This is a genomic window from Bacteroides sp. PHL 2737 (genome assembly GCF_004115325.2).
GTDB lineage: Bacteria > Bacteroidota > Bacteroidia > Bacteroidales > Bacteroidaceae > Bacteroides > Bacteroides hominis.
This window is the reverse complement of record NZ_CP040630.1, coordinates 3,930,271-3,947,626: the sequence shown is the minus strand read 5'-3', so window position 1 is coordinate 3,947,626 and position 17,356 is coordinate 3,930,271. Positions and strand designations below refer to the sequence as shown.

The 17,356-nt window shown below is 46.5% G+C and carries 16 protein-coding genes and 1 tRNA gene; 9 read left to right on the top strand and 8 right to left on the bottom strand.

Going from position 1 to position 17,356, the window contains the following annotated elements:
• Positions 1-67 precede the first annotated feature (67 nt).
• From DBK98_RS16285 to DBK98_RS23360, 4 genes are all read right to left on the bottom strand, one after another.
• Entirely contained in the window at positions 68-391 is a 324-nt protein-coding gene (locus DBK98_RS16285) for a type II toxin-antitoxin system RelE/ParE family toxin (protein ID WP_032537084.1), read from the bottom strand.
• Entirely contained in the window at positions 388-735 is a 348-nt protein-coding gene (locus DBK98_RS16280) for a hypothetical protein (RefSeq protein ID WP_005777955.1), read from the bottom strand. Before DBK98_RS16280 ends, DBK98_RS16285 begins: the two co-directional genes overlap by 4 nt.
• 702 nt (positions 736-1,437) lie before the next feature.
• Complete coding sequence (locus DBK98_RS16275) at positions 1,438-2,010, bottom strand: DNA-binding protein (protein WP_239650961.1); 573 nt, start codon at positions 2,008-2,010, stop codon at positions 1,438-1,440.
• A complete protein-coding gene (locus DBK98_RS23360; RefSeq protein ID WP_239650962.1) occupies positions 1,985-2,230 on the bottom strand; it encodes a hypothetical protein in 246 nt (81 codons plus the stop codon). Before DBK98_RS23360 ends, DBK98_RS16275 begins: the two co-directional genes overlap by 26 nt.
• Positions 2,231-3,363: 1,133 nt before the next feature.
• On the opposite strand from DBK98_RS23360, the gene DBK98_RS16270 reads away from it, so the two are divergent.
• Genes DBK98_RS16270 through cbiB form a run of 3 tightly spaced genes read left to right on the top strand, consistent with a single transcriptional unit; the run spans position 3,364 to position 6,848 of the window.
• Positions 3,364-4,851 (top strand): cobyric acid synthase, encoded by a 1,488-nt coding sequence (locus DBK98_RS16270; RefSeq protein WP_022011384.1) that lies wholly within the window; start codon positions 3,364-3,366, stop codon positions 4,849-4,851.
• Positions 4,844-5,857, top strand: coding sequence for a threonine-phosphate decarboxylase CobD (gene cobD, locus DBK98_RS16265; RefSeq protein ID WP_032537083.1), 1,014 nt, complete (start codon positions 4,844-4,846; stop codon positions 5,855-5,857). Before DBK98_RS16270 ends, cobD begins: the two co-directional genes overlap by 8 nt.
• 34 nt (positions 5,858-5,891) lie before the next feature.
• Positions 5,892-6,848 carry an adenosylcobinamide-phosphate synthase CbiB gene (gene cbiB, locus DBK98_RS16260; RefSeq protein WP_171810367.1) on the top strand — a complete coding sequence of 319 codons (957 nt, stop codon included), beginning with the start codon at positions 5,892-5,894 and terminating at the stop codon, positions 6,846-6,848.
• On the opposite strand, the gene cobC is transcribed toward cbiB, so the two are convergent.
• The 4 genes from cobC to cobU form a co-directional block, all read right to left on the bottom strand.
• Positions 6,781-7,371 (bottom strand): alpha-ribazole phosphatase, encoded by a 591-nt coding sequence (gene cobC / locus DBK98_RS16255; RefSeq protein WP_005777935.1) that lies wholly within the window; start codon positions 7,369-7,371, stop codon positions 6,781-6,783. The genes cbiB and cobC overlap by 68 nt on opposite strands.
• Before the next feature lie 138 nt (positions 7,372-7,509).
• A complete protein-coding gene (gene cobS, locus DBK98_RS16250) occupies positions 7,510-8,253 on the bottom strand; it encodes an adenosylcobinamide-GDP ribazoletransferase (RefSeq protein ID WP_032537082.1) in 744 nt (247 codons plus the stop codon).
• Between the two features lie 11 nt (positions 8,254-8,264).
• Positions 8,265-9,302 (bottom strand): nicotinate-nucleotide--dimethylbenzimidazole phosphoribosyltransferase, encoded by a 1,038-nt coding sequence (cobT, locus tag DBK98_RS16245; protein WP_032537081.1) that lies wholly within the window; start codon positions 9,300-9,302, stop codon positions 8,265-8,267.
• A gap of 11 nt (positions 9,303-9,313) precedes the next feature.
• Positions 9,314-9,925 carry a bifunctional adenosylcobinamide kinase/adenosylcobinamide-phosphate guanylyltransferase gene (gene cobU / locus DBK98_RS16240; protein WP_080546236.1) on the bottom strand — a complete coding sequence of 204 codons (612 nt, stop codon included), beginning with the start codon at positions 9,923-9,925 and terminating at the stop codon, positions 9,314-9,316.
• Between the two features lie 66 nt (positions 9,926-9,991).
• On the opposite strand from cobU, the gene DBK98_RS16235 reads away from it, so the two are divergent.
• The 6 genes from DBK98_RS16235 to DBK98_RS16210 all read left to right on the top strand — a co-directional run bounded on the left by DBK98_RS16235 (position 9,992) and on the right by DBK98_RS16210 (position 17,308).
• Positions 9,992-10,064 (top strand) — tRNA-Gly (locus DBK98_RS16235).
• 153 nt (positions 10,065-10,217) lie between these two features.
• A complete protein-coding gene (locus tag DBK98_RS16230; RefSeq protein ID WP_032537080.1) occupies positions 10,218-13,451 on the top strand; it encodes a S41 family peptidase in 3,234 nt (1,077 codons plus the stop codon).
• A 131-nt stretch (positions 13,452-13,582) separates the two neighbouring features.
• The gene (locus tag DBK98_RS16225; RefSeq protein ID WP_022011379.1) at positions 13,583-14,317 is read left to right on the top strand and encodes a TIGR02757 family protein; all 735 of its coding nucleotides are present in this window, start codon (positions 13,583-13,585) and stop codon (positions 14,315-14,317) included.
• A gap of 84 nt (positions 14,318-14,401) precedes the next feature.
• Positions 14,402-15,166 carry a CDGSH iron-sulfur domain-containing protein gene (locus tag DBK98_RS16220; RefSeq protein WP_032537079.1) on the top strand — a complete coding sequence of 255 codons (765 nt, stop codon included), beginning with the start codon at positions 14,402-14,404 and terminating at the stop codon, positions 15,164-15,166.
• Positions 15,167-15,345: 179 nt separating this feature from the next.
• On the top strand, positions 15,346-16,839 hold the full coding sequence (gene proS / locus DBK98_RS16215; protein WP_022011377.1) for a proline--tRNA ligase: 1,494 nt from the start codon (positions 15,346-15,348) through the stop codon (positions 16,837-16,839).
• An 88-nt stretch (positions 16,840-16,927) separates the two neighbouring features.
• Complete coding sequence (locus DBK98_RS16210; protein ID WP_005806296.1) at positions 16,928-17,308, top strand: YccF domain-containing protein; 381 nt, start codon at positions 16,928-16,930, stop codon at positions 17,306-17,308.
• Positions 17,309-17,356: the final 48 nt, after the last annotated feature.

The window sequence follows — 17,356 nt, the reverse complement described above, 5'->3', positions numbered from 1 at the left end:
AGGTTTATGAGTCCTTGTAACAGACGAGGGGGGAGGTTTGTTCAGAAAATGTAAGTGAATGCCGTCTTTATAATTCGACTTCTTTGTCCAACTTTGAAGGATGTTGGTGAGTATGGAACAAAGTTACGATGTATATGCTTTCTTCCTTTTCATCTACATAATATATAATTTTATAAGGATTTACGAGTAAGTATCGGCAGCTAATCTTTTTCTCTTTGGCAAGTATCAGTTCTACAGTTCCTCGGAATGGGTTATTGATTAGTTGCAATGTTTTTTGTTCAATGGTTCTTGCCAGGCGATCGGTTGCTTTGTTACCAAACTCTTGTTGGCTGTATTCTAAAATTTCAATAACCCTTCTTTGTGCTTGAATTGTCCATGCTATCTTCATCATAATAGATAGTGTTTAAAAGTAGTGTGCATTTCTTGGCTGCTGATGATTTGTCCTTGTTGTATTTCATCTATTGCTTGTTCTATTTCTTCTTTAATTTCATCTTCTGTGAGCTGGCAGGGAGCTGCTTTCTTAACAGCAGTTTTCTCTCTCAAACCGAGCACATCGTGAAGTTTCTGCTTCACTTTGTCGATGATCTCTTTGCTGTCTATATTGGCAATAGTCCGGATCAATTCTGCTTTTTCTGCTTCCAATTCAAGATAAGCCATACTATTGTAAGCTACTACCGGTTCGGATACTTTGGTTGTTTCCTCTTCTTGTTGCTTGTATTTTTTAGACTCCTTCATAATGCGTCTTGTTTTTTTAGTATGAATACAAAGATAATAAATTAATTGATAGCGAATAAGGTTCCGTTCAGAATTAATTTCATTTGCCTAATTGATATCTATAAAACGTTTTCGGAATCAAAAAGACGGCTAATGGCCTTTTCCGCTAACTATCCCTTTTCATCTTCTTGCCCATATAGGAGAGAATGTCCCGGAACTTTCCGCTTCTTCGCCCGGAAAGCCGGGCTTGGGAGGAGGAAGAGCCGGCGTTTTCACTTTGAAGAGCCGGCATTTCGACTAAAAGAAGTAAGCATTTGCTCCGAAAGACGGTTGCGTTTTTCAAAAATGAATAAGAGTTTTGCCCAATATCTCTATATGTTTTCTTCCATTACATATATTGTTCTTGTTTGGGAGTGAAAACAGTGGTCCTATTTCTCTGGTTGCTTTCGTAGAGTGATAGGTTGATGATTGATAAGAATATGATATTTTATTGGTTTTTGTTTCTGTTGTTAAACGATAATGCAAAATAGGTATCCTTTTGTTCTCGTAATTGATGTATTGGTTTCCAACGGTATTCTCTTGATGCGAAAATACGGCGATTTTTGCCCATCCTTGGTACTTTGTACGGGAAAAAGCGAATCTGAAGCGTTTGGATTATCATTTTGATAAAAGGGTACTTTGTGTCTGGCTCAATTCCCTTCGGGATACTCGGTTCTATCTTTTTTATATTACCAGCGCAGCGATCTCTGGTGACAGCTCGATGTTTCCGTCTTTGCGGACAATGATGAAGTTGGCATCCCTTAGTGCGTTCATCACACTCTTATACGTAACCAGTCCCATGCCCTTGAAGCGTCTCAGGCTTTGCCATCCGTTCTGGGTGGTGTATTGCAGAAGGTCGCGTACTGTCCTGAATCCCATCTCTCCATATAAAACATTATAGGCATGCGCGCCGACAAGGTTTGATAGGGGAGTATTTACGGGTGTGACCGTATTGCATTTATCGAACATCAGTTCCATCGTCCGACTGCGAAATGTGGCGATTCGCCCCTTATGTTCGCCCAGAGTCCGGAGGATGGAACTATAGTTAGTCGCCACTCGTGCATACGTCATTTTGTTACGTTTCGCCACCCGTGCGATGGGTTCGCCACTGGAGACGGAAAGGAATATTTCCCGTTCGTGATCGTCCGTAATCAACTGACCGAGTTCCTGAATGAGGATATGGAAAAGCGGTTGGTGTAGTTTCTGGGTTTTCAATAGAAATAGTTCGTCGTCACATTGTGAGAGGAGTACTTTCACGTTCCAGTTCCTTTTCTTTGATGATCTTTTCCAGATAATTCTCACCTAAATCTTTGGTCTGGTGAACATCAAGATATTGGGCCAGGCTTTCGTCATCAATCATTAGGACGTTCTCTATCCTCGATGAAGCGATATATCCCAAGTTTGCCCATGTGCGGAGGTCGGATTCGGCAATACCGCGTTTTTCCGACAGTTGTTTGAGGGTTATCCAGTTAGCCATGCCTGCCCCTCCTTGTTACTTCTTTGGTTGGTCTGTTCATACCTTTCTGATTATTATGAACGTCCACATCCTTATGTATACCTTATATATATAAGAAGTCGGGCGCTGAGTTCATATTTATCCAGACGAAAGGTAGTACCAATACCCCTGTATATAATAAATATGTTCACACGCCCGACCCTACGTCGTACGCATGAAACAGATTTATTGATATACAGTTTTTGCATTAAATTAATTTGGTACTTTCTTCGTCTGCAAAATTGTTTCAATATGCCGCATTTCTCTTCGGCTTTCAAGTGACAAAGATAAAGAATCTTGTGGGAATAGCAAAGAATGTGACAAGAAAGTTTAGGGAAACTACACCTCAGTGAGGAGGTTACCAGTCAATAAGGGGGCTGTTTATGCTTTTCTGATTATTATAAATGCTTATATCTTGATGTATACCTCTTTATATATAAGAAGTCGAGCGCTGAGTTCATATTTATCGGATGAAAGGTACTACCAATACCCCTGAACTTAATAAATATGTTTACACGATCGACTACCTTTTTGATTGGCCTGTCATTCTTATGAACGTCCACATCCTTATGTATACCTTATATATATAAGAAGTCGGGCGCTGAGTTCATATTTACGCGGAAAGAGGTAGTACCAATACCTAGAACTTCATAAATATGTTCACACGCCCGACCCTACGTCGCACGTATGAAACTGATTTATTGAAGTTCTTGTTTTTATGCATTAATTAAATTTGGTACTTTTCTTTCCGCAAAAAACGTTTCAATATGCCGCATTTCTCTTCGGCTTTTAAGTGACAAAGATAAAGAATCTTGTGGGAATAGCAAAGAATGTGACAAGAAAGTTGAGACTGTTATGACTTCCGCATGGAAGCACTCTGCATGGATTGGGGATGTGTCATTATTCACCACAGAGTAACACAGAGTTCCATAGAGCAAACTTAATCTGTTGATAACTAATGATACTTATCTGTATAAATTTGTTGTGAATACGAGTTTCGACACACCCCCTCTCTGTGTTATTCTGTGTTCTCTGTGGTGAGTTTTTGATACCCCCACTTGTCCCCCCCGAATATTTTCACTAAGTTTGTCGCCCATTAACGTGACAAACACGATATGAATAAGAATTTACACCCTTTAATGTTGGCCGGAACCGGTAGTGATGTGGGTAAAAGCATCATTGCCGCAGCTTTTTGCCGCATATTCCTGCAAGACGGTTATCATCCGGCGCCATTCAAGGCACAGAACATGGCATTAAATTCATATGCCACTCCCGAGGGACTTGAAATAGGAAGGGCACAAGCTGTGCAGGCCGAGGCCGCAGGCGTGCCTTGCCATACGGATATGAACCCGTTGCTACTGAAACCATCGTCCGATCATACTTCACAGGTGGTGCTCAACGGGCGCCCCATCGGTAATCGGAATGCTTACGAATATTTCCGCCGTGAGGGACGGGAGGAGTTGCGAAAAGAGGTTCATGCCGCATTCGACCGTTTGGCTGCCCGATATAATCCGGTAGTGATGGAGGGGGCGGGGAGCATCTCCGAGATCAATCTTCGTGACAGCGATCTGGTGAACCTGCCTATGGCTATGCATGCCGGAGCAGATGTGATTCTCGTGGCGGATATAGACCGTGGAGGAGTGTTTGCCAGTGTTTACGGTTCGGTGATGCTGCTTCGGCCGGAAGAGCGGAAGCATATCAAGGGGATATTGATTAATAAATTCCGTGGAGATATCCGTCTTTTCGAGTCGGGGGTAAAGATGCTGGAAGATCTCTGTGGTGTTCCGGTGGTGGGAGTCGTGCCTTATTACAAAGACATTTATATCGAAGAAGAAGATTCGGTGATGCTGCAAACCAAGAATATCCGTGCCGGACAGGGGAAGGTAAACATAGCCGTAGTGCTGCTCCGGCATTTAAGTAACTTTACCGACTTCAATGTATTGGAGCGCGATCCGCGTGTACACCTGTTCTATACCAACAATACGGACGAACTGATGAAAGCTGATATCATCCTGTTGCCCGGTTCGAAAAGCACTTTGTCCGATCTGTATGAGTTACGCCGTAACGGAGTGGCGCAGGCCATCGCCCGTGCCCACCGCGAGGGTGCCACGGTGATGGGCATTTGTGGAGGTTACCAGTTGATGGGGCAGGAGGTTTGCGATCCCGATCATGTGGAAGGTGAGATAGAACGCTTGCCGGGATTGGGATTATTGCCCGTCAGCACCCGTATGCAGGGAGAAAAGATTACGCGGCAGGTACGTTTCCACTTTCTTGAAGGCAGCGAGACCTGTGAAGGATACGAGATACACATGGGCACAACGACGCCCCTTGCCGATGCTCCTGCTTCGCCACTCAACCATCTGGCAGACGGAAGGGAGGACGGATATTTTGCCGACCGTACCTGTATGGGGACATACGTACATGGCATTCTCGACAATCCTTCGGTCATCGACTATCTGCTGGAACCTTTCGCCGATAAGCTGAAGGAGACCACTTTCGATTATAAAGCGTTTAAAGAAGAACAATACGATAAACTGGCAGCCCACGTCCGCAAGCATGTCGACCTGCCGCTTATCTATCAAATATTGACAGACAATGATTGAAGGACACGGAGACGATTCTTATAAATACCTCCACCCGATACGGAGTAATTTCAGTTCGAACGTATATAATAAGGTAAACCTTGACGGGCTGCGGACGCATTTGTGCGGACGTATCTCCGCCATTTCCGCTTATCCCGAACCGGAACCTTATACATTAGAGGCCCGTCTGGCCGACCGTTACGCTTTGCCTGCCGCTTCGGTTTGCGTGACGAATGGTGCCACAGAAGCCATTTATCTGATAGCGCAAACCTTCCGGGGGACGAATACGGCCATCCTGATGCCTACGTTCAGCGAATATGCCGATGCCTGCCGCATGCACGGGCATAGGGTCACATCCCTGTATACGCTGGAGGCAGTGCCGGAGGACGTGCGTATGGTATGGCTCTGCAACCCGAATAATCCGACAGGAGAGGTGCATGGTAAGGAGCGCCTGACCGAACTGATCAGGAAACATCCGCAGGTTTGCTTCGTGATCGATCAGTCGTATGAATACTTTACGTTGGAGGAACTCTTCACCGCACGTGAAGCTGCCGGATTTCCCAATGTGATCCTCTTGCATTCCATGACCAAGCGATATGCCATACCGGGGCTCCGTCTGGGATACGTAACTGCGCAGCCGGGGCTGATGGCTCGTCTGCGTACGAACCGCATGCCTTGGTCGGTCAATCAGCTTGCCATCGAGGCAGGTCTCTACCTGCTTTCCGAGGGCATTCCGGAAGCTCTCTCCATGAAGGACTATCTGGCAGAGTGTGCCCGTCTGAAAAGTTCGCTTGAAGCGATAGGCGGACTGGAAGTATGGCCTACCGATACGCACTTTATGCTGGTTTGTTTGCGATTCGGTAAAGCTGCCGCCTTGAAAGAGTATCTGGCCCGTGAAGAAGGAATTCTGATTCGTGATGCTTCCAACTTCGAAGGGCTGGACGAACGTTTCTTCCGCATTGCCACCCAGACACCGGAAGAGAATGATGAACTGGTGAGGGCCATTGCGAAGTGGATGGCGGAATAATGACAGATTAAGGATGTATCAGAGTATGGACGAGATGTTTTTTTGGTTTGTTTGCCTTGTATATTTCTGCCGGCTGTCCCCCTTGCCTTTGGCTTGGCTGCTGGATCGCTGGTTGGGAGACCCTGCCTGGTTGCCGCATCCTGTGGTGGGATTCGGCAAACTGATAGCCTGGGGAGAAAAGTCGATGAATGTGGGGAGTGCCCGCGTTTGGAAAGGTGGGCTGGTATCGGCAGTGCTGATTGCGGGAGTCTATCTTTTTACTTTCTTCTTTCTCAGGGTGACCGAAGAGTATTCCATCGTATTGACGGCTCTGATAAAGACCTTGCTGATATTCTGCTGCCTGGCCGGAACGACGTTGATACGTGAGGTTCGGATGGTTTTCGAGGCGGTGGACCGTTCGTTGGACGAGGGACGCCGACAGGTGGGGCGTATCGTGGGGCGGGATACTTCTGCTTTATCTGCGCAGGAAGTGCGCACGGCAGCTTTGGAAACCTTGGCGGAAAATCTGAGTGACGGAGTGATTGCACCCCTTTTCTGGTATGCTGTGCTGGGAGTACCCGGCATGATGGCGTATAAGATGGTGAACACGCTCGACTCGATGATTGGTTACCGAAACGAGCGCTATCGTCAGTTCGGCTGTATAGCGGCCCGGATAGATGATGTCGCCAATTACATTCCTGCCCGCCTGACGGCTCTGTTGATGATAATCGTCAGTGGACGGCTTTCTTTATTCAGGTTTGTGGGTAAATACGGCAGTCGCCATGCCAGTCCCAACTCCGGTTATCCGGAGGCGGCATTGGCAGGTATCCTGAATTGCCGGTTCGGCGGTCCGCATTATTACTTCGGGGAGGAGGTATGGAAACCGTTCATCGGTGATAACGAACGGGTATTGACAACAGCGGATATGAGGAAAGCGGTATCCGTCAATCAGAAGGCAGAGACGTTGATGGTCGCGTTGGTGTGGCTGACTGTTCTGCTGTCTTTGGGTTAAGTTGCAGCCGGACTATTCCACCGTAAGGTGTCAGTGCGCCGAAAGCATCTTCCATCTTTAATGTTCCTGCATAGATCTGTGCACAAATCAGTACTCCGCCATGTGCGAAGACAGCCACGCGCCCGTACTTTTGCCTGCTCACTTCATCCAGAAATTCGGAGACCCGTTGAAGTTGCATTATAAACGATTCTCCGCCTGTGGCTGCTACATGGAAATAGTCGTCATACCACTCTTGCAGTCGCGGATCATCTATTTTGTCGAACTCCTTCATTTCCCATTCACCGAAGTCCAGTTCTTTCAGACGGGCATCACGAATGGCATCCGGATAGCCACAGTGCTCTGCCAGACGGGTGCAGCGGCTCAAAGGACTTGTGAATACGGCATCAAACACATCATCCTGCAACTGTTGAGCCGTGATTGTGGCTTCTTCTTTAAAACTATCCCGTAAGGGAACATCGGTCTGGCCATAACAGACGCCTTTGGGAACATCGACAGAGGTATGTCGGATCAATATGATTTCCATGATCTTATTGGTTTAAGTATGAGTTTGATTCACCACAGAGTAACACAGAGTTTTACCGGTTTTTAAATTATTGTCTATAAGATGTTTAAGAGATAAATCATCTCAGTGGAACTCTGTGTTACTCTGTGGTGAGTCAAACTATATGAATATAAGAATAACTACCCCCAGGTAGAAGGACAGTTCGCTTAAAAGGAACAGTGCACCGCAGCAATCGCCTGTATACCCTTGTAACTTTCGTTTCATCAGCCTGTATAGTAGATACAACACTGCCAGCGGGAATATAATGGCAATCCAGTACCTGTACGGGAGCAGGAGCGTCAAAGGAAGTATTCCGCATAAAAGTCCGAAAGCAAATTCTCCTTGCGACATTCTATTATAAACCACCTTCGCCTTGCTCTCTTCTTCTTTCCGTGCGTAAGGCAGGAAGTTAATGATCTGTGATGAAGTCAACTTGCTCACAGTGTCGCCTGCAATCAGTACAGAGCAGGCGAAGGAGAGAGGAAGGCTTGTCAGGAGATTCCATAGCAGGAAGAAGTATACGATCAATCCGATGACCCCATAACTGCCGATGTGCGAATCCTTCATAATAGAGAGGATACGTTCCCGGCTGGTGCCTCCGCCGAATCCGTCAAAGAAATCCGCCAGCCCGTCTTCGTGCAATGCGCCTGTAATCAACAATCGGCTGGTAAGTGCCAGCAATACGGCAACGGTGCAGGGGAGAACCTGTGCGGCCGACCAGAGTACCCCCGCCATGATGCCGCCCGTAAGCCATCCTGAAAGGGGCCAGTAAGGCACCACGTGCTTAAAACATTCTGCCGGAACTTCCCGGATGCGCCAGAAGGGGAGACGGGTGAAAAAGATAAATGCTGCTAATATATTCATGTGGGGCTTCTTTAAAAGTATTTGGTGATGGACGCATGCGCAAAGTTGTCCATTTCGTTGATCATCCGCACCGCAGAGTCTACGATAGGATAGGAGCAGATGGCTCCGGTCCCTTCTCCAAGGCGCAAACCCAGATTCAATAACGGCTTGGCTCCCATGGCATCAAGCAGAAGCTTGTGTCCAGTCTCGTCTCCCTGATGGCCGAAGATGGCGTAGTGCATTACTTCAGGGTAAAGCCGGGATGCCGCGAGGATGCAGTTTGTCATGATGAATCCGTCCACCAGGATAATCATTTTCAGTTCGGCTGCCTGAAGCATGGCACCTACCGCCATTACCATTTCCAGGCCGCCGAAGTAACGAATCAGGTCGCGTACGCTTCCGTCTCCCTGATAATTGTCCAGTGCCCGCTGCAATACGCTGTATTTATGACGGATTCCGGCATTGTCGAGTCCGCTTCCGGCGCCGACGCATTGTTCGAGGGGAATACGGGTGAAGCAGGTCATCCACATAGAGGAGGATGAAGTGTTGCCGATTCCCATTTCACCCAAGGAGAGCACATTGCATCCTTCGGCGTGGCACCGGCGGACTATCTCTGCCCCGCGGTCTATACACAAGTCCATCTCTTCTTCCGTCATGGCCGCTTCATACAGGTAGTTGCGTGAACTTTTGCGTACTTTCATATTGATAATTCCCTTGTCGTAAGGCAGATCGTAATCCACTCCGGCATCCACGATCTTTAATTCGAATCCGTGTTGGCGGCAGAGGAAGTTGACACCTGCCCCTCCATGAAGGAAGTTGCTGATTTGCTGCCAAGTGATCTCTTTGGGAGAGAGGCTGACACCTTCGTCGACAATGCCATGATCGGCTGCAAATATAATGTTCTGCGGACATTTCAGCGTGGGAGTCAGTGTCTGCTGGATAAGCCCGATTTGCAAAGCCAGTTCTTCAAGTGTTCCCAGAGAACCTTTGGGCTTGGTCAGATTGTTTATTTTGTCAGTCAATGCTTCCCGGATTGTTTCGTCCGGTCTGGTGATTTGAAATGTTTTCATTTTATATAGGGTTAGTCTATCGTTTGTTTTTCATCTTTTACTTTTACGGGAATGCCCGATACCATTAATAAGACCTGATTGGCCCGGGTGGCAATATACTGGTTCATCCACCCCTGCATATCGGTGAACTTTCGTTGTATAAGGTTTTCTGAGGTGCCTCCCATGCCGATCTCGTTGGTGACGAAGATAAAGGTGGCTTCCTGTTCTGTCAGCCGGTCAAACTCGGCTTTTATGGCGGCGAGTGCCTTGTCTGTATCCGCTTCAAGGTCGAAGAAGTAATTGGTACACCAGAGTGTTACGCAATCGATCAGCACTACACGCCCTTGCAAAGAATGGCGGCTCAGTTCCTTTTCTTCTTCTATGTTGGTCCATTCCGGTCCCCGGTTGGCCTGATGACGTAACACCCGTTGACGGAACTCTTCGTCCCAGATGCGTGAGGTGGCCAGGTAGACCGGATTGGGGGAGAGAGATAATGCTAACCGTTCGGCATAGCTGCTTTTGCCCGAACGGGCCCCTCCGGTGATTAGTATGATCTGTTTCATGAATCTATCTGTGTATTTTCGGTTAGCAAATGTACGGTAATATTTTATATTTCCGTTCCCGGATGCAAAATATTGTGCCATTGCCATGGGTATTTCAGAAACAATATTTATCTTTGCACTGCTTTACAAAACGGAAGCAATTATATTGCGGTAGTAGCTCAGTTGGCAGAGCGGCGGCTTCCCAAGCCGCAGGTCACGAGTTCGACCCTCGCCTACCGCTCAATTCATGTTTTCAAGTCAAAAGTAAATATCGCAGGTTCCCTTGATCTTTTTGTGAGAAAAGAATGATGGAATCTGCGGTTTTTTTGTGTATTTCCTCTTTCACTCTTTGTTCTTTTCTTACCTTTGTGAATCAATTTTAATAGATAATCACATGAATAAGAAACTAATCTTATCTATCTTCGTTCTGGCGGGGGCTCCTGTACTGTTATCGGCTGCGGGAGAAGCACGATTACTGCGTTTTCCTGCTACGAACGGAAAGGAGATCGTATTTTCGTATGCGGGCGATTTGTATAAAGTGCCTGCTGCGGGAGGTGAGGCACAGCGTCTGACTTCCCATGTGGGATACGAAATGTTTCCCCGGTTTTCTCCGGACGGCAAAACGATTGCATTCACCGGACAGTATGATGGAAATACAGAAGTGTATACCATGCCTGCGACAGGGGGTGAACCGTTACGAGTTACCTATACGGCTACCAATAGCCGCGATGACCTGGGTGACCGTATGGGACCCAATAACATTGTTATGACCTGGACACCGGACGGACAGCGCATCGTATACCGTAACCGTATCAGTGATGGATTTTCCGGCAAACTGTTTACAGTGGACAAGGAAGGCGGATTGTCAGAAGCAATTCCTCTTCCGGAGGGCGGATTTTGCAGTTACTCACCGGACGGAAAACAGTTGGCGTATAACCGGGTGATGCGTGAATTCCGTACCTGGAAATATTATAAAGGCGGTATGGCGGATGATATCTGGGTGTATAATCCGAACAGCAAAACAGTGGAAAACATTACCAATAATGTAGCTCAGGACATTTTTCCGATGTGGATTGGCGATGAAATCTTTTTCCTTTCCGATCGTGACCGCATCATGAATATCTTTGTATACAATACGAAGACTAAACAGACTGCCAAGGTAACTGATTTCACTGAGTATGATGTGAAGTTCCCAAGTGCCAGTGGAAATACCATTGTCTTTGAGAATGGTGGATATATTTATAAGATGGATGCCGCTACCCGGAAGGCTGAAAAGGTAAACATTACACTGGCTTCGGATAACATCTATGCCCGTACCGATTTGAAAGACGGAGCGAATTATGTGACTGCGGCCAGTCTGTCGCCGGATGGAGCACGAATGGTAGTGACAAGCCGGGGTGAAGTATTCAATCTGCCGGTAGAAAAAGGGGTTACAAAAAATATAACTCGTTCGCCGGGAGCTCACGACCGTGACGCACAGTGGTCACCGGACGGAACACAGATTGCCTATATCTCTGATGCTACAGGCGAAACCGAACTTTATCTGCAGAATGCGGCAGGTGGCGAACCGATGCAGTTAACCCATAAGAACGATACATATATCCGTGGCTTTAAATGGAGTCCGGATTCTAAGAAGATAGTGTATATGGATCGTAAGAACCGAGTTAATCTGCTGGATGTGGCTTCCGGGAAAGTTTCATTATTATTGCAAGATCCGATGGGAGTGCCGGGTGGAGTTACTTTCTCTCCGGACAGTGAGTGGTTGACTTATACACGGATGGGTAAAAATGAAATCAATGTCGTATATGTCTACAATATTGCGGAAAAGAAAGAATATCCGGTGACCGACAAATGGTATAACTCTTCTTCTCCGGTGTTCAGTGCCGACGGAAAGTATCTGATATTCTCTTCTGCCCGTGATTTTAATCCGACTTACGGATCATTGGAATGGAACCATGTATATAATAATATGTATGGTGTGTACATCGCTTTGCTGTCTAAAGATACATCGTCTCCTTTCATGCAGAAAGATGCGGAAGTGGCTGCATCTAATGCTACACCCCAAAGCGGGGATAAGAAACCGGCAGATAAAAAGGAAGTGGCTGATGCTTCGTTGGTGAAGTTCGATCCGGATGGCATTACCGATCGCATTGTTCGATTGCCCTTGTCTCCGTCTTATTATGGTAACTTCTATTCGGATGGCAACAAGGTGTACTACTGGGGACGCGGTGGTACGAAAATGTATGACTTGGCAAGTCAGAAAGAGGAATCGATTGCCGATGGAGCTTCGATGGATGTTACTTACGATGGTAAGAAGGCACTTTTCTTTAAAGGCCGTCAGATTTATGTGACCAATCTTCCTTTGGGTAAGACAGAACTGACCACTCCGGTCAATTTAAGCAATATGAAGATTACTGTGGATTATCCGAAAGAGTGGGCACAAATCTTTGATGAAGCTTGGCGTGCCTATCGTGACGGATTCTATCAGGAGAGCATGCACGGTGTAGATTGGAAAGCAATTAAAGAAAAATATGCGGTCTTGCTGCCTTACGTTAAAACTCGTTTAGACCTGAATTACATTATCGGTGAGATGATAGGTGAATTGAACTGTGGGCATGCTTATGTCAATCCGGGAGAAACGGAACAGCCCAAACGGATCAATACCGGTTTGCTTGGTGCGGAGATTACCCGCGACAAGAGTGGCTTTTTCCGTCTGGAGAAGATATTCCCCGGAGCATCTTGGAGCAAAGAACTGCGCTCTCCGCTTACGGAACCGGGGGTTGATGTGAAAGCAGGAGAGTACATCGTAGCTATTGATGGTGTGCCGACCAATACAGTTAAAGATATGTATTCTTTACTGGTGGGTAAAGCAGAGATACCTACTGAAATTTCGTTGAATGCCAAACCTCAGCTTTCCGGAGCACGTAAGGTTGTGATCAGTCCGCTTGCCAATGAATATCCTTTGATACATTACAATTGGGTACAGGATAATATAAAGAAAGTGGACCAGGCTTCCAACGGACGTATCGGATATATTTATATTCCGGATATGGGACCGGAAGGCTTGAACGAGTTTGCCCGCTATTTCTATCCGCAACTTGATAAAGAAGGGTTGATTATTGATGATCGTGCCAATGGTGGAGGTAATGTTTCACCAATGATCCTGGAACGTCTTTCCCGTGAACCTTATCGCCTGACTATGGGTAGAGGTACCAGCCATGTGGGAACAGTGCCTGATGCTGTACAGGTGGGACCGAAGGTTTGTTTGATTAATAAATACTCCGCTTCTGATGGCGACCTGTTCCCGTGGGGCTTCCGCGCACTTGGATTGGGCAAGTTGATAGGTACGCGTACCTGGGGAGGTATTGTTGGCATTAGTGGTTCATTGCCATATATGGATGGAACAGACATACGTGTTCCGTTCTTTACCAGTTATGACCCGAAGACGGGACAATGGATTATCGAAAACCATGGTGTGGACCCGGATATCCTGATCGATAATGATCCGGTGAAAGAGTGGAATGGAGAGGATCAACAGCTGAACAGAGCCATCGAAGAGGTTATGAAACAGCTTCAAGACCGTAAACCATTGGCTCCGGTACCTGCTCCGAGAGATTTTAGTAAATAAAAAACTTACTGAGATTGCAGTAAGAGGTTTTCACCACAGATTCCACGTACTTTTACAGACTCATTATCAGAGTCATGTATAGAACCGCGTAATCTGTGGTGTTTCTTTTTGATACATACCTTCTAACGTTTATGAAACAAGAACTAAAGAATAAACTTGCATTTTTGGCAGATAAATACGAGGTAGCCGAATTTATTATGGATGACCCTGTACAGTTTCCACATCGCTATACCGGCAAGGCCGATATTGAGATCTCTGCCCTGGTAGCCTCTTGGATTGCTACCGGAAACCGGAAGGCTATTATCAAAAGCGGCGACCGGATTGACCGTGAACTGTTCTCGAATGCTCCTTACCGGTATATACTTAGTGAGGAGTGGAAGAAATATCGAGGAGTAAAAACCAGCTTCTATCGTTATTATTCCTGGAATGATTTCTATTTACTTTGTCAGGCTTTGTATGCGGCCTATCAGGAACATGAAGACCTGGAGTCGCATTTGTGCCATTCGCTTTCTTGGGGTACTCCGTTGGAAAGACTGCAATCCGTGTTCGGACATATCAATGGGATGCCTGCTTTGGCAAGTGCTTCCGAAGCGAAAAAGATGTGTATGTTCCTGCGCTGGATGATTCGTCGGGATTCTCCTGTGGATCTGGGTATCTGGCGGAGTTTTGATCCTTCGGATCTGATTATTCCTCTCGACACGCATGTGCATCGCATTTCAGTCGATCTTGGACTGACCGATGCACGTAAATGTCTGAAGACTGCGCGTTGTATTACCGATGCATTGCGGGAGATATGGCCGGATGATCCGGTGAAGGGAGACTTTGCACTTTTCGGGTTTGGTATCAACGAATCCGTAAGAAGTTAGACGGTGTTATAAGAAACTTTTTAGCTTGACTATCTGTTCTTTAAGCGATAAAGGATATGTTAAACCTCCTTATGGCGTAAAATTATGACTAAGAAAGAAGAAATTTTAGTAGAAGAGGGCAGTCGGCAAGCACCCGAGAAGTATTATATCAAAATAACTCCTGACGGCCCTTATCTTGTTTATGGTAATCCTCCCATTGACCAGGAAATTATTCTTCCCAATGAAGAAGGTTCTTCGTGGGTGTATCAACGCGGGCTGAGTTTCGACAGTTCGGCCACTCCGGTAGCTCTGTGCCGTTGCGGGCATTCCCGCCATAAACCCTTCTGTGACGGTTCTCATAAGCGTGCCACCGATTGGGACTCTAATGAAACCAATAACAAACGTCCGTTACTTGAAGAAGCCGAGGAATTGGAAGGCCCCGCCATGGTGCTTGCCGATAACGAAAAGTATTGTGCTTTTGCCCGTTTCTGCGATGCACGCGGCCGAATCTGGAATCTGGTACAACTCGCTGAAACGGAAGAAGAGCGTGAACTTGTCCGTCGCGAGGCCGGCCATTGTCCTGCCGGGCGGCTCGTCGTTTGGGACAAAGAGACGCAAAAAGTCTTCGAACCGCCTTTTGAGCCCTCTATCGGTATTATTGAGGATCCTGGAATCAGAGTGAGCGGACCTATTTGGGTAAAAGGCGGTATCCGCATAGAGAGTGCGGATGGCAAAAGCTATACAGTCAGGAACAGGGTGACTTTGTGCCGTTGCGGACAGTCGTCCAATAAACCGTTTTGCGACGGTACACATGCTTCCATGGGATTCAGCGACGGACTTCTGTTGGAAGAAAAAGGCAAGAAGTGGTGATTCTGCTTTCTGAAAAATCATAAATAAGCCGGTTGTCAATCGATAAACCGGCTTGTTTATGAACTGGTCTGCCGGGTTCCCTCTTAAAATTATAGATAAAGAATGATCACAGTTCACCCATTTTTAGTATTTTTGCATCCTGTTTTGAAGATAGAAAACTTTAAAAGAAGAAAAATATAATGGCAAAAGAACTGAAAGACCTGACCAAACGCAGCGAAAACTATTCGCAGTGGTATAATGATTTGGTAGTGAAAGCCGATTTGGCAGAGCAATCGGCTGTACGCGGATGTATGGTGATTAAGCCTTACGGATACGCTATTTGGGAGAAAATGCAACGTCAGCTGGACGATATGTTTAAGGAAACCGGACATGTGAATGCTTATTTCCCGTTGCTGATTCCAAAATCATTCTTGAGTCGTGAAGCTGAGCATGTGGAAGGCTTTGCCAAAGAGTGTGCCGTAGTTACTCACTACCGCCTGAAGAATGCCGAAGATGGTTCGGGTGTGGTGGTTGACCCTGCTGCAAAGTTGGAAGAAGAACTGATTATCCGTCCGACTTCCGAAACAATCATCTGGAATACTTATAAAAACTGGATTCAGTCTTATCGTGACCTGCCTATCTTATGCAACCAGTGGGCAAACGTTTTCCGTTGGGAGATGCGTACACGACTGTTTCTCCGTACAGCAGAATTCCTGTGGCAGGAAGGCCATACGGCACATGCAACACGTGAGGAGGCAGAAGAAGAAGCAATCCGCATGCTGAATGTATATGCTGACTTTGCAGAGAAATACATGGCGGTTCCGGTGGTGAAAGGGGTGAAGTCGGCCAATGAACGTTTTGCCGGTGCGCTCGACACCTATACCATTGAAGCGATGATGCAGGACGGCAAGGCGTTACAGAGTGGTACGTCTCACTTCCTGGGACAGAACTTCGCGAAAGCGTTTGATGTGCAGTTTGTTAATAAAGAAAATAAGCTTGAGTACGTATGGGCTACTTCATGGGGTGTTTCTACCCGTCTGATGGGTGCATTGATCATGACCCACTCGGATGACAACGGTCTGGTATTACCTCCGCATCTGGCTCCGATTCAGGTAGTGATCGTTCCTATATATAAGAATGACGAGCAGCTGAAACAGATTGATACCAAGGTAGAAGGTATTGTAGCGAAGCTGAAGGCATTGGGCATTTCGGTCAAATATGATAATGCCGATAACAAACGACCGGGCTTCAAATTTGCCGATTATGAACTGAAGGGTGTACCGGTTCGTCTGGTAATGGGCGGACGCGACCTGGAAAACAATACGATGGAGGTGATGCGTCGCGATACATTGGAGAAAGAGACCGTCACTTGCGATGGTATCGAGACATATGTTCAAAATCTGTTGGAAGAGATTCAGGCCAACATCTACAAGAAAGCGCGTACTTATCGCGATTCACGTATCACTAAGGTAGACAGCTACGATGAATTCAAGGAAAAAATCGAAGAGGGCGGTTTCATTCTGGCTCATTGGGACGGAACTACGGAAACAGAAGAGAAGATCAAGGAAGAGACAAAAGCTACTATTCGTTGTATCCCGTTCGATTCGTTTGTTGAAGGTGACAAAGAGCCCGGTAAGTGTATGGTAACCGGCAAACCTTCTGCTTGCCGTGTGATATTTGCTCGTTCTTATTAATAATTAATATAAGGTATAAGGAAAAAAGGTTGGAGGTACCGAAATGAACTTCCGACCTTTTTCTTTACTACCGTTATTCTAATAGCCTATGAATCCATTCTTGAATCTTATCTGGCTGCTGTGTGGCGGCATTTTTACTGCGATAGAGTATCTTATTGCAAGTCTCTTGATGATGGTTACCATTATTGGTATTCCATTTGGCTTTCAGACGCTGAAACTGGCCGGGCTTGCTTTATGGCCGTTCGGCAAAGAGGTGAGGACCACCCCCGATTCGGGAGGTTGCCTCAGTATCATAATGAATATAGTCTGGCTGTTTCTCGGTGGAATTTGGATCAGCCTCTCTCATCTGGGATGGGGAATTCTGCTTTGTATCACAATCATTGGTATACCATTCGGGAGACAACACTTCAAACTTGCCGGACTGGCTCTGACTCCCTTCGGAAAGGTTATTGTCGATAAGGGCTTTTAATCGTTCTATCTTCTTCACATCCCTTTTCGGTATTCATACACTTTCCGT